This window comes from Bacillus sp. NMCC46, from assembly GCF_002998465.1.
Taxonomy (GTDB): Bacteria; Bacillota; Bacilli; order Bacillales; family Bacillaceae; genus Bacillus.
Map to the genome: position 1 here is coordinate 265838 of NZ_PVQZ01000003.1, position 13641 is coordinate 279478.

A 13641-nucleotide genomic window follows, 5' to 3' on the forward strand; every position below is an offset into this window, starting at 1 on the left:
GGGGAATCCATTTGAAACGTTTATCAAAAGCCATGTACCCTGTGCCTGAGTATCCGGAAACGATTTTACAGATTGGTGAAGGGAATTTTATGCGAGGATTTATTAATTGGCACATCCAGAAGCTGAACGACTGCACAGATTTTAAAGGAAGGGCTGTTGTTGTTCCTCCGCGAAAAGGATCCGTTGCGACTTTAAATGAACAAGATGGCTTATATACTTTATGTATACAGGGCTATCATGACCAGCAAGAAATGAATGAGCGCATGATCATTCAATCGATCAGCAGAGGAATCAGTACGTATACGGATTACGATGGTTTTTTATACGTAGCTGAAAACCCCGATCTCCGCTTTGTCTTCTCAAACACGACAGAGGCAGGACTTATGCTCAGAAAGGAGGATCGCTTGGACGATCGACCGCAAGCCAGTTTTCCAGGAAAGCTGACGGCGTTCTTATATCACCGGTTTAAAGCATTTACTGGAGATGAACAAAAAGGGCTGATCATCCTTCCATGTGAACTGGTCGAACATAACGGTGACCGCTTGAAGGAATATGTGATAGACATGGCAGCTGAGTGGGACCTGCCGCCTGCGTTTATCACATGGATCAAGGAAGCCAACACGTTTTGTAATACGCTTGTGGATCGGATTGTTCCTGGGTTTTCTAAGGAAGCAGCTGAAATTGTCCAAAAGGAAGATGGGTATATCGACGAGTTGCTTGTCACGGCAGAATATTATCACCTCTTTGTTATTGAAGCACCTGCCTTCGTACAAAAAGAGCTTCCCTTTCAAAAAGCAGGATTAAATGTCCTTTTTGTAGAAGATATTGCGCCTTATCGCTTGAGCAAGGTACGAATTTTAAATGGTGCACATACAGCAATGGTGCCAATCGCTTACTCATGTGGTATAGAAACTGTAAAAGAAGCTGTGGATGACAAGTATGTTGGTCCGTTCATCCGGCGTATGCTGGAGGAGGAAGTACTGCCAGGGCTTGAGCTCTCTCAAGATGAGCTTCTTCTTTATACACAATCGGTTTGGGATCGTTTTTGCAATCCATTTGTGAAGCATCAATTGCTCGATATTGCGCTCAATGGTATATCCAAGTTCCGAACCCGAGTTCTTCCGTCATTGCTTGATTATGTTGAGCAAAAGAAACAGCTGCCAATGAAACTCGTGTTTTCACTCAGCAGTCTCATTTATTTTTACAGAGCATATGCAGAAAGGATAAAGGATGATGAGACTGTAATGGCATTCATGAAGGAAGCCTGGGAAGGGGAGAACCAATCCAATGAAGCGATCGCAGCCAGGATTCTATCATGTGAGCCATTATGGGGGAGAAATTTAACGGATGTAGATGATTTGAGTCACGCTGTAGCTGATCAGCTTACCTTCATACAGGAGCAAGGGATGAGAGCGGCTGTTCAACGAATGCTGCATCATCAATATGAAAGTCAGGGGGAGAAGGCATGAAAGATTTTATTGTGATTCACCCTTCAGATAATGTCGGTATTGCTTTAAAAGTGCTTGAGCAAGGGGATGAGCTGCGCCATCAAGGACACTCTGTTGTCTTAAAAGAGAACGTTCCCAAAGGTCATAAGTTTGCTTTGGCTGATATCAAGCAAAGAGAGAATATCATGAAATATGGCTACCCCATTGGGCATGCAACGACTGCTATTTCTGCTGGAGAATGGGTGCATACGCATAATATCAAAACCAATCTATCAGGAAAGCTCGATTACGAATACGAGCCTTCATTCACAGACAACCCCTATGAAAAAACGAATCTTACATTTAAAGGATATAAACGAAAAAATGGGGAAAGCGGGATTCGCAATGAGCTTTGGATTGTCCCAACCGTTGGATGCGTGAATGGCATTGCCGATCAAATCATCCAAATATTCACCGCTGAAATGGGCGGAAACATCCATCCGTTTGAAACAGCTCTCGTATTAAAGCACAATTATGGATGCTCCCAGCTTGGGGACGATCATGAAAATACAAAAACCATTTTACAAAATGCCGTGAAGCATCCTAACGCTGGAGGGGTGCTCGTCCTTGGACTTGGTTGTGAAAATAATGATATTGAAGATTTTCAGTCCACATTAGGTGAATATGACCGTGAGAGAGTGAAATTTTTAAGAAGCCAAGAAGTAGGAGATGAGATTGAGACGGGAGTCGCTTTACTCAAGGAAATTTATGATGCGGCGAAAGAAGATCACCGTGAAGAGATCCCGTTATCTGAGCTGAAAATCGGCTTGAAGTGCGGAGGATCAGATGGATTCTCCGGCATTACCGCAAATCCGCTTTTAGGAAGGCTGTCCGATTTTATTGTTGCTCAAGGCGGCACGACAGTGTTAACAGAAGTGCCCGAAATGTTTGGAGCTGAAACGATTTTAATGGAGAGAGCGGAATCAGAAGCGACTTTCGACAATATTGTGCAAATGATCAATGACTTTAAACAATACTTCATGGATCATCGACAGCCAGTATATGAAAATCCTTCCCCGGGAAATAAAGCTGGTGGAATTTCGACATTAGAGGATAAATCTCTCGGCTGTACACAAAAAGCAGGGACTTCTGAAATTCAAGATGTATTGAGATACGGGGAATTGCTGAAGCGAAAGGGCCTGAATTTATTAAGTGCGCCAGGTAATGATTTGGTTGCTTCATCCGCACTTGCTGCTTCCGGCTGTCAGTTGGTCCTTTTTACAACAGGCAGAGGGACACCATTTGGTACGTTTGTCCCTACAATGAAAGTCTCGACGAATACAGCCTTATATGAAACAAAAAAGCACTGGATTGACTTTAATGCGGGAGAACTGCTTGAAGATGTACCAGAAGATGTTGTATTAGAAAAATTCATTTCAACTGTCATTGATGTGGCGAGCGGAAAGCTATTAAATCATGAAAAAAACAATTTTAGAGAGCTGGCTATTTTCAAAACAGGTGTCACACTTTAAGGCGACTGGGGGATGAGAACGTGTTTAAAATGCGGGATTTGATGTATATCACAGCAGGAACGGTACTCACAGGAATCGGACTCACGCGTTTAGCAAGGCAAGAGAAGAAAGACAAAAAAGCAAACGGAATCGATCAAGTGTTAAAGCAGATAAAAGCGCCGCTGTTCCCTGATCGTGAATTTAATGTGGTTCATTATGGTGCAGATGGGAAAGGGATAGAGCTTTCAACAGATGCTATCCAGTCTGCGATTGATGATGCGCACCGTTTGAAAGGGGGACGTGTGCTGATTCCAGAAGGGACGTTTGTGACAGGTGCTCTAGAATTGAAGAGTCATGTAGAGCTGCATTTGCATGAGAAAGCCTATGTGGCATTCAGCCAAGATCCAAAGGATTATCTGCCGATTGTACTGACAAGATATGAAGGGATTGAGCTTTATAATTATTCACCTCTCATTTATGCACACCATGCAGAAAATATCGCCATCACAGGAGCTGGAACGCTTGATGGCAGAGGGGATGAACATCATTGGTGGCCTTGGAAGTATGGCACGAATGGCCAGCCGTCTCAGGACCGGGATCGGCAGCTTCTATTTGAAATGGCTGAAAAGAGGATACCAGTAGAAGAAAGAGTGTTTGGAGAAGGCCATTATTTAAGGTCAAGCTTTATCCAGCCCTACCAATGCCAGCAAGTTCTCATTGAAGGAGTGACAGTGAAGGATTCACCGATGTGGCAAATTCATCCTGTGCTAAGTGAAAATGTCATCGTCCGTGGAGTCCATATCATCGGGCATGGACCAAATACAGATGGTGTTAATCCGGAGTCTTGCCGGAATGTGCTCATTGAAGATTGTTATTTTGATAATGGAGACGATTGTATTGCCATCAAATCTGGCAGAAACGAGGACGGGCGGAGAATAGGGGTTTCATCTGAAAACATTGTCATTCGTAGAAATGAGATGCGTGATGGACACGGCGGAGTGACGATCGGGAGTGAAATCTCTGGCGGGGTCAGGTATGTATATGCAGAGAATAATGTAATGGATAGTCCGAACCTTGACCGGGCACTGCGTATTAAAACCAACTCTGTCAGAGGCGGTACCATTGAACATATTTACTTTAAAAACAACACAGTCAAAAGCTTAAAGCATGAAGTGGTCTGTATCGACATGATGTATGAGGAAGGGGATGCGGGTCCACATCGTCCTGTTGTGCGTCATATTGAAGTAGAAGGATTGAAAAGCAGCGGCGGACGATATGGTGTGAAAATAGCCGCCTACTCACATTCCCCCGTTACACACTTCAATATGAAAAATTGTGTCATAGATCATGTGACGTATCCACTTTCTTTGGAGCATGCAGTATCTCCTTCTTTTCAGAAAGTCGTCATCAATGGGGAACAAATCAATTGATAGATGAGTGAAAAACAGTCTTTTCGGAGGCTGTTTTTCTTTTAGTAAGAACGAAAAAGACGCTTTTAGAAATCACATATACAACCTATCTGCACTGTAGTATAATATTCCCGAAATTAGAAAAGAATTGACGGAAGAGATGTCGTCAAGCAGTACATAAACCAGGGGGTTCATTCATGAAAAAGTTAACGGCCATTTGGCTATCGCTATTGCTTGTGATGGGTGTTTTAGCAGGATGTGCAGGTGCTGAGACAGATCATAAAGCAAAGAGTTCACAAAATAACGAAACAGCGGCTGCGGCATTTCCTGTCTCGATTAAAGATGCAGCTGGTAAAACAGTCGAAATCAAAGAGCAGCCTAAGCGTATTGTTTCATTAATTCCAAGTAATACAGAGGTTGCCTATGCGCTTGGTCTTGGCGATAAAATGGTTGGACGATCAGATTTTGACAATTATCCAAAGGAAGTTGAAAAGGTAGAGAAGATTGGCGGACTTGAATTCAATGTCGAGAAGGTCATTTCCTTAAAGCCTGATCTAGTATTAGCTCATGCATCGCAGATGGGATCAAAAGATGGATTTAAACAGCTTGAAGATGCAGGAATTCAAGTACTGACTGTAAATGATGCCACCTCCTTTAAGGATGTGTACAAATCGATCAATATGATCGGTGAAGCAACAGGTGTAAAAGAAGCATCAACAAAGCTTGTAGATGAGATGAAAACAAAATTGAATGACATCAAGAAACAAGCAGAGGCGATCTCCAAAGACGAACAAAAAACAGTCTTTGTCGAAGTATCAGGTGCGCCTGAAATCTATACAACAGGTACAAATACATTTATGGACGAAATGCTTTCTGTTATCCATGCGAAAAATGCTGCTGGCGATCAAACTGGCTGGGTGCAAATGACAGAAGAAGCGATTATCAAACGAAATCCTGATGTGATCGTCACAATTGATGGTTCCAGCTTAGCTGATCTGAAAAAGAGAGACGGCTGGAATGCGATCAAAGCAGTGAAGGAAAAACAAGTCTTTCAATTGAATACGGATCTCGCATCAAGACCGGGACCGCGATTGGTTGAAGGAGTCGAGGCTCTTGCGAAAAGCATCTATCCTGACACGTTCAAATAAATTCATCATCGCATACACACTAAGTGTTTTACTTCTTGTGGTGAGCATTGGAATGGGAATCTCCTTTGGAAGCTTAGGGATTCCCATTCCTTCTATTCTCCGTATATTTGTTCATGAACTATTCGGGGTGCAGATTGGCACAATAGATTCAATTGATCGCAATATTATGATGAATATCCGGCTGCCGAGAGTGATATTAGCGGCACTAGTCGGAGCAGCGCTGGCGTTATCAGGTGCAGCCTTTCAAGGTTTATTAAAAAATCCCCTTGCTGACCCATATACGCTGGGTGTATCTCAAGGGGCATCAGTTGGAGCCGTCGCCACACTATTTTTCAGCTTGCAGCTCCCTTTGCTCGGCAGTTTCACACTGCCTTTTTTCAGTATGGCAACAGCGCTTGTGACCCTATGTCTCGTCCTCTTTTTTGCGCGTCTTGTTCATCGGGGGATGAGCATCTCTTCTTTAATTTTAACTGGGGTGATTTTCAGCTCTTTTTTGGGTGCGCTTATATCATTGATGATTGCTTTAACAGGTGATGATCTAAAAGAGATTATTCATTGGCTACTCGGCAGTGTGTCCATGAGGGGCTGGCGCTATATTGCGCTTTTCCTTCCTTTCTTTCTTGTCGGGACCTTTGCATTAATGCTGATGGGACGAGATTTGAATGTCATGACGTATGGCGAGGAGAAGGCAAAGCTATTAGGTGTTCATGTGAGAAGGAGCAAATATATAGTGCTGCTTGCTGGCTCGATTCTGACTGGTAGTGCGGTAGCGGTGTCAGGGACGATCGGATTTGTGGGACTTGTGATTCCGCATTTTATTCGCCTCTTAGCCATCACAGACCACCGGCACCTCCTGCCTTTGTCTATGCTGAACGGCGCTTCCTTTCTCGTTTTAGCAGATGTGTTATCCCGTACGATCATTGAACCGACTGAATTACCGATTGGCATCATTACTGCGTTAATTGGTGCCCCTGTATTCGGCATCATCCTCATCCGTAAATATAGAGGAGGGACGCATCTATGATTCAAGTGAAGGAAATCAGAGGTGGATATGGAGAGAAAGAGGTCATACGTGGCATCAGCCTTGAGGTAAAGCAAGGAGAATTTCTCGGTATACTTGGTCCAAATGGGAGCGGTAAGTCGACCTTGCTTAAAATGATTTCTGGGATGCTGGCACCTGACAGTGGCGAGGTACGCCTGAGCGGTCAACTGGTTCAATCCTACCGTCCAAAGGCGCTTGCGCAAAAAATGGCTGTTCTACCGCAGAAAACGGACCAAGCCTTCTCATTTACAGTGGAAGAAACGGTTCAATTCGGTCGTTACCCATATCAAAAAGGATGGCTGCAATCTGTTACGCGAGAAGATATGCAGGTCGTAAACAAAGTAATGGAACAAACGGATGTTGCACAATTTAAGGATCAATCCATTCATGAGTTGAGCGGGGGAGAACAGCAGCGTGTGTACTTGGCACAGGCATTAGCCCAGCAGCCTGAATATTTATTGCTGGATGAACCAACCAGTTTTCTTGATTTGGCCTATCAAAAAGACTTGCTTGATTTAATTAAAGAAGAGACCACTTCCTCTAGGCTGACGGTGATCGGCGTGTTTCATGATGTGAACATCGCCAGTTTATATTGTGACCGGCTGCTGCTGCTTGATGAAGGAAAGACGGAAATGATAGGACTGCCGCATCACGTCTTGACGCCTGAGCGAATCAACCGTGTGTATGAAACAGAGGTAACACCGCTCCAACACCCGCGAAGAGCAAACCCTCAGCTGATCATTGAGCCTGCGGGGGCTTCTATAGCATCAAATGCAAAGTTAGCGGATGGCTGGAAAACGTATGGCTCAGAAGGAATGACGTTTTCCCTCAAACAGCCGCTCCGCGTCCTTTCCTCACATCAGAAAAGGGGCGGCTTCTTTTGGAAAAGATCTCTCGGAACAGGAACTGAGATACTTCGTGACGAGCTGGATGATCGTGAAGGAATATTGTTTTACGACCAAACGAGTGGACCAAACCAATTTGCTGCTGAAGACATGGAAGATGACATGGCGCTTTACGGCATGCGTCAGCAAGAAGAGCTGACCATTTGGCTTGTATTGAAAGAATCTTTATCAGACGGATCGTCTGTTCAGCTCATGGGGCAGCTTGCCCACATGATTAAACAGGAGACGAGCATGTCCATTCATCATCTTTGTATCGCTGCTGCCAATATGAAAGAAACAGAAGATGATAAGCATTTACACGAAAGATTAAGGCAGAAAGTGCACCGTCTTCTTTATACACTGAATGCCATTCAAAAGTGAACCAAGGGGTTCGCTTTTTTTGTTTAAACACAGTGCTTTAGTTAAACAAATACATCCTTTCCACTTCAGGTTATACTAAAAGGACAAAGCAATAGACAAGGAGGGACACCGATGAAACTTTATACAAAAACAGGGGATCAAGGTCAAACAGGATTGATCGGCGGGAGAGCCGATAAGGATGATGTGAGAGTAGAGGCATACGGCACGTTAGATGAGGCGAATAGCTTCATTGGACTCGCACATGCAAATTTACGTCAGCATGGCGAATTGTTTCAAGACATTTTGTCAGAGCTGATTGTGATACAGCACGAGCTCTTTGACTGCGGCGGTGATTTGGCAGCAGTCAAACCACGGAAAGAAGGCAAATTAACTGATGCTTCTGTAGCAGTCCTTGAACAAAGAATGGATGTCTATGTAGAAGAAGCCACGCCTCTCACAAAGTTTATTTTGCCGGGCGGCCAGGAAGGCGCTGCTCTCTTACATGTGGCGCGGACAGTCGTCAGAAGAGCAGAGAGGCATATTGTGACGCTTGCGAAGCAGGAGGAGATTCCACCGGTTACACTCACCTATGTGAACCGTCTATCCGACTATTTATTTGCAGCCGCACGAGTCGTGAATCATCGGCTCGGTGAAGCTGATGTTGAATATGAACGAAGCGCAGACGTGTTTCGGTCTAAATAAAGAAAAGCACTCTTCGAATGAGAAGAGTGCTTTTTTATTGGGTTCTATCGCTTAGTCTGAGTGAAGTTACGACTCTGGTCGCAATGAAAGATCAATCTGCGACACGTTTTGCCAGCTCTCTTTTTTGACTAAAGTAAAAGCAAGGAGCAAGAAAGGAGGCATGAAGATGAAAATAACAAGTAAAACCATCATCGGTTCGATTTTAATGTTTGTCGGTCTATCCATCTTCTTCGGTGGTTCACTAGGAGGGCTGATCCCGATTCTGATTGGGGCGTGGCTCATCTATGTAGGTGTAAAGAAATATGAGAAAGGCAGTCAAACCTTCGGTGTCATTCTAGCGGTCATTGGTGTACTGATTGTTGTGCAATCTCTGCCATTTATCCTTGGAATCGCATTGGCTGGAGGGCTTCTCTACTTCGGCTGGACGATGATCAATGGTGAACAGGCAAAAGAATCATCAAGCAGATCATATATGGAGCCAAACACGGCACCGAAAATGGAAGAACCTATTCACACGTCATTTGATCAAGAATGGGAAGACTTTTTAAAGAAAAAATAAGAGGAGGAATATCAAATGGTATTCAGAAGAGTAAGAGATATGTTTGTTGCAACGGTCAATGAAGGCTTAGATAAATTGGAGAATCCGCGTGTCATGCTGAATCAGTACGTTCGTGATATGGAGGACGATATTGCCAAAGCGAAACATGCGATCATCAAACAGCAAACGATTCAACAAGGCTTCCTGCACAAAGCAGAAGAGACAGAAGCATTTGCTGATAAAAGAAAGAAGCAGGCTGAGCTGGCATTTCATGCAGGAGAAGAAGAATTAGCACGAAAAGCGCTCACAGAAATGAAGTATTTTGAAGAAAAGCACCAGGAATATCAGGAAGCTTATCAGCACTCTGTGAAACAATTGAAAGAGCTGAAAGAGCAATTGCAGCAGTTAGAAACGAAGCTGCGTGATATTAAAGACAAGAAGCAGGCTCTGATTGCAAGAGCAAATGCTGCACAGGCAAAGCAGCATATGAACGAATCCATGAACAAAGTAGATAGTGAAAGTGCATATAAGGAATTTCTTCGAATGGAGAACCGTATCGAAGAAATGGAGACAAAAGCGGGCAGCTATGCACAATTTGCCGATCAAGGAGCATATGCTCATCTAGACTATGCGGATGAGGTTGAAAAAGAATGGCAGAAGCTCAAGCTGGAGAAGAAGCCTGAGCAGCAAGCAAACTAAGGAATCGATGTCAGATCGGAAGAAAAGCAGGATTTTTCTTCCGATATTTGATTTCTTTCTGTTTCGCTTTTCCTTATAATGAAAAGGTCAGAAGATAAAAGGATGGTACGAATGAAGCGGTTAATCGGTCTAATTTGTATACTTGTAGGTGTCTTTTTAATGATTGGGATGCTTTTCAAAAATGAAGATCTCTTTCATTTGAGTTTCTCCCGTGAAAAAGCAGTCACAACAGCTTCAGCGAAAAAAGATGAAATTGATCAATTAGATATCTCTCTTTCTGGGTTTCGCGTGAAGGTAAAGCCTGAAAATCGTTCCGATATTTCCGTGATTGTCGTTAATGGGAAAGGGAAAATGTATGCGGAGCAAACAGGCAGTACATTCAACGTCCGTGCTGAAAATAAAGGATTCTTATTTTTCTCCTCATTTGAAAAAGGAGAGCTCTTAGTCAAAATTCCAACAGATTATCATAAAAATGTGAAGATTACAGGTGGAAGCGGGGTCAGTGAGGTGGACGGCGAAGGGAAGCTGTCTCTTCAAGATGTGACGCTCAAATCAACAAGCGGAAACCTCAAAGCCGAGAATTTTTCAGCAAAAAATGTAGAAATCAAAGCGACATCGGGCAGACTCTCCGTGTCTCAAATCGATGCGAAAAATAGTGATATTGGGGCAACCTCGGGACGTGCCGATATTAAAGATGTCAAAGGGGAGTTGCAACTAGGCATGACAAGCGGTAGATTAACGGCAAGTTTTGATACCATTGCATCACCTGTCTCCTTCCATATGACATCAGGCAGTGCAAAATTTAATTTACCGGATGAAGGAGATTTCAATGTCCAGGTGAAAAAAACAAGTGGAAGCGTCGATCACTCCTATCACTTTGATCAAGCGGATAGTGAAGGACGAGGCTTTACAGGCACGCGGGGAAAAGGAACACACTTAGTCGATATTGAAATGACAAGTGGAAACTTAAAGCTGCGGTAATGAACGGAAGAAAGGAAGGAGGCGAGTCAACTGCGTTTTTCAAGGAATCAAATTTTAGGCATCATTGTCGTGATTTTTGGTATTAATCTATTTCTTAAAATTATTGGGATCGGAGCCGATTTGTTTTGGCCTGTATTTTTTGCGCTGGCTGGCTATTGGCTGCACTCAAGATCCAAACGTTGGCTCGGTTCAGTTTCCTATATTTTTGCCGGCTTTCTCTTTTTAAAATTCCTGCTCAATATTACATTTAGTCTCACAGGATATTTATTTGCGGCCTTTTTGATATATGCCGGCTATCGCTTATTGAAGAATAAACCTGTTTTTGATGTCGATAAAAAGGAAGCATCGGACGATGGAAAGCCTTCACTGAAAGTCAATCTTGATAAAGAGAGCGAGCAAAAGAAAACAAAGAGCCAGACAAAGCCGCGCAAAGAGCATGACTTTTTTATCGGTGAAGTCAGGCTGATGAAAAAGCCGTTTCAATTAAGTGATTTGACGATTTCAGGGTTTATCGGGGATGTCAAAATCGACTTATCAAAGGCCATTATCGCAGAAGAAGAGAGCACGATCGTGATTAGCGGGCTCATCGGAGATGTGGATATTTACGTACCGCAGGATATTGAAGTATGTGTGAGTGCTTCAGCTGCAATTGGTGATATGAAAATTATTGATGAAAAAAGAAGCGGATTCGGCAGTAAAGTGTATGTGATGACCAACAATTACGATGAGAGCAAACGAAAAGTGAAAATCTCCATCTCTTTACTGATTGGAGATGTGGATGTGAGATACTTATGAGGAAACTCCATCTAGGTATCCAGTGGCAATCTATTCGTCTTGGAGTAGGGATCTCGCTTGGTGTTGTCATCATGACGATGCTGCCCATGTTTTTTTATTATCAGCTTGATCCGATGATTCTCCTCTCTACCCGCTGGTTCGGCATTCCGTTTTTTTGTATTTTACTGATCATTAGTCTTGTCATTGGGGTTTCTGCCTCGCATGTATTTGGCTATCAGCATAAGAAGCGTCTCGATCAGCTTGTAGAGTCGATTTTAAAGTTTGAAAATGGGAACTTTGCATACAGACTGCCGTCTCTTGGCGACGATGAAATTGGCTTAGCGGCAGATCAATTAAATGAAATGGCGAAACGAGTTGAAGGGCAAGTAGCTTCTTTGCAAAAGCTCTCGAATGAACGGGCTGAATGGCAGGTGCAAATGAAGAAATCCGTCGTCTCAGAAGAACGCCAGCGTCTAGCACGAGAACTGCATGATGCGGTCAGCCAGCAGTTGTTTGCGATTTCGATGATGACCTCTGCGATTCTTGAAGGCATGAAGGAAAAGGATGAAAAGATTTTAAAGCAAATGCGCCTAGTCGAACGAATGGCTGGCGATGCACAAAATGAAATGCGTGCGCTTTTGCTTCATCTAAGACCGATCACCCTTGAAGGAAAAGACTTGAAAAAAGGCTTGATTGAACTCCTAAATGAATTTCAAGCAAAGCAGCCGATTGATATTGATTGGGAAATAGAAGATGATGTTCCGCTGTCTAAAGGAGTAGAGGATCACCTCTTCCGAATTGTACAGGAAGCCCTGTCAAATGTGTTCAGGCATGCAAAGGCGACAAAGGTGACGGTACGTCTGCTCATTCGAAATCGGCAGGTGCAGCTGAAGATTATCGACAATGGGATCGGTTTTCAAACAGATCATGTGAAGACAGCTTCCTACGGACTTGAATCGATTCGTGAAAGAACAAGTGAAGTAGGCGGTGTCGCAGAGATTATGTCATTTGAGGGAAAAGGAACACAAATCGATGTGAAGGTCCCCATTTTTGATGAAGGAAAAGGAGAGAACGTTCGATGATTCGAGTACTTTTAATCGACGATCACGAAATGGTGAGAATGGGGCTTGCTGCCTTTTTAGAGGCGCAGGCTGATATTGAAGTCATTGGTGAAGCGTCAGATGGACAAAAAGGTGTAGAGCTTGCGGTTGAATTAAAGCCAGATGTGATTTTAATGGATCTTGTCATGGAAGGAATGGATGGCATCGAAGCAACGAAAAGAATTTGCCAAGAAATTGAAGATGCTCGAATTATCGTTCTGACGAGCTTTATTGACGATGATAAAGTCTATCCAGTGATTGAGGCAGGTGCTTTAAGCTATTTATTAAAAACATCCAAGGCAGGAGAAATTGCGGATGCCATTCGGTCTGCAAGTATCGGCGAACCAAGACTTGAATCAAAAGTGGCTGGAAAGGTCATGAATAAACTCCGTCATTCCTCAAATGGATCGATCCTTCATGATGCATTAACAGCAAGAGAAATGGAAATCTTGAAGCTGATTGCGGATGGAAAATCGAATAAGGTCATTGCCGAGGAACTATTTATTACAATTAAAACAGTGAAGACACACATTACCAACATTCTTTCCAAACTCGATGTAGAAGACCGGACGCAAGCGGCTGTGTATGCGCATCGTCATAAGCTGATTCAATAAAATAAAAAAACAGCTTTCAAATGAAAGCTGCTAGAACATGCGTAAAATTAGTCCTTCTGTCCTGTGATCGGACGTTCGGATAGTTGATGGAGCTCAGGAACTGGAAAAGCCTCCTGCTCCTCGGCCGATTTGTCTTCTAGGGCTTTCTTCATCTCGGATAATAACTGTACGCTCTCCTTTGCCACTGCTGCTTTTTTCTCCTGCAAACCAATGATCTGTGAAAGTCCGACGAATAAACCGCCTCCAATAAGAAGGAGCGCAGGGGTTTGTCCATAATAAATCACGATCAAAAATGTGCTCGAAAAGCTGTCGGCTTCAATGAAGAAATCTTCTTTTGATTGCATGAATACAACGACTAACAGGAGTATTCCTAGAATCAAAAATAGAATGCCGGCCGAAAGTAAAGCTCGTTTCATGATTGACACCCTTTTTTTCTTACCATTTTAACATAC

The 13641-nt window shown here is 43.3% G+C and carries 14 protein-coding genes; 13 read left to right on the forward strand and 1 reads right to left on the reverse strand.

Annotated features, from left to right (window positions below; translation table 11 throughout):
* Positions 1-11 precede the first annotated feature (11 nt).
* The 13 genes from C6Y01_RS10870 (at position 12) to liaR (ending at position 13189) form a co-directional block, all read left to right on the forward strand.
* On the forward strand, positions 12-1469 hold the full coding sequence (locus C6Y01_RS10870) for a tagaturonate reductase (RefSeq protein WP_106038196.1): 1458 nt from the start codon (positions 12-14) through the stop codon (positions 1467-1469).
* A complete protein-coding gene (locus C6Y01_RS10875; protein ID WP_095285796.1) occupies positions 1466-2959 on the forward strand; it encodes a UxaA family hydrolase in 1494 nt (497 codons plus the stop codon). The genes C6Y01_RS10870 and C6Y01_RS10875 overlap by 4 nt, the downstream gene beginning before the upstream one ends.
* A 20-nt stretch (positions 2960-2979) precedes the next feature.
* On the forward strand, positions 2980-4368 hold the full coding sequence (locus tag C6Y01_RS10880; protein WP_034660694.1) for a glycoside hydrolase family 28 protein: 1389 nt from the start codon (positions 2980-2982) through the stop codon (positions 4366-4368).
* Positions 4369-4544: 176 nt separating this feature from the next.
* Entirely contained in the window at positions 4545-5495 is a 951-nt protein-coding gene (locus tag C6Y01_RS10885) for an ABC transporter substrate-binding protein (RefSeq protein ID WP_034659948.1), read from the forward strand.
* Positions 5461-6519 (forward strand): FecCD family ABC transporter permease, encoded by a 1059-nt coding sequence (locus C6Y01_RS10890; protein WP_034659946.1) that lies wholly within the window; start codon positions 5461-5463, stop codon positions 6517-6519. The genes C6Y01_RS10885 and C6Y01_RS10890 overlap by 35 nt, the downstream gene beginning before the upstream one ends.
* Entirely contained in the window at positions 6516-7802 is a 1287-nt protein-coding gene (locus C6Y01_RS10895) for a heme ABC transporter ATP-binding protein (protein WP_034659945.1), read from the forward strand. Before C6Y01_RS10890 ends, C6Y01_RS10895 begins: the two co-directional genes overlap by 4 nt.
* A 111-nt stretch (positions 7803-7913) precedes the next feature.
* Complete coding sequence (locus tag C6Y01_RS10900; protein ID WP_034659943.1) at positions 7914-8483, forward strand: cob(I)yrinic acid a,c-diamide adenosyltransferase; 570 nt, start codon at positions 7914-7916, stop codon at positions 8481-8483.
* Between the two features lie 166 nt (positions 8484-8649).
* Positions 8650-9042 carry a membrane protein gene (locus tag C6Y01_RS10905; protein ID WP_034659942.1) on the forward strand — a complete coding sequence of 131 codons (393 nt, stop codon included), beginning with the start codon at positions 8650-8652 and terminating at the stop codon, positions 9040-9042.
* Between the two features lie 15 nt (positions 9043-9057).
* On the forward strand, positions 9058-9720 hold the full coding sequence (liaH, locus tag C6Y01_RS10910; RefSeq protein WP_034659941.1) for a stress responsive protein LiaH: 663 nt from the start codon (positions 9058-9060) through the stop codon (positions 9718-9720).
* 111 nt (positions 9721-9831) lie between these two features.
* Positions 9832-10701 (forward strand): LiaG family protein, encoded by an 870-nt coding sequence (gene liaG, locus C6Y01_RS10915; protein WP_095285799.1) that lies wholly within the window; start codon positions 9832-9834, stop codon positions 10699-10701.
* Positions 10702-10731: 30 nt separating this feature from the next.
* Complete coding sequence (gene liaF / locus C6Y01_RS10920) at positions 10732-11496, forward strand: cell wall-active antibiotics response protein LiaF (RefSeq protein ID WP_034660693.1); 765 nt, start codon at positions 10732-10734, stop codon at positions 11494-11496.
* Positions 11493-12557: a two-component system sensor histidine kinase LiaS gene (liaS, locus tag C6Y01_RS10925; RefSeq protein WP_034659938.1), complete on the forward strand. Its 1065-nt coding sequence runs from the start codon at positions 11493-11495 to the stop codon at positions 12555-12557. The genes liaF and liaS overlap by 4 nt, the downstream gene beginning before the upstream one ends.
* Positions 12554-13189 (forward strand): two-component system response regulator LiaR, encoded by a 636-nt coding sequence (gene liaR / locus C6Y01_RS10930; protein ID WP_034659937.1) that lies wholly within the window; start codon positions 12554-12556, stop codon positions 13187-13189. Before liaS ends, liaR begins: the two co-directional genes overlap by 4 nt.
* A gap of 47 nt (positions 13190-13236) precedes the next feature.
* Here liaR and C6Y01_RS10935 read toward each other — a convergent pair whose 3' ends face one another.
* Complete coding sequence (locus C6Y01_RS10935) at positions 13237-13605, reverse strand: hypothetical protein (protein WP_034659936.1); 369 nt, start codon at positions 13603-13605, stop codon at positions 13237-13239.
* Between the last annotated feature and the right edge of the window lie 36 nt (positions 13606-13641).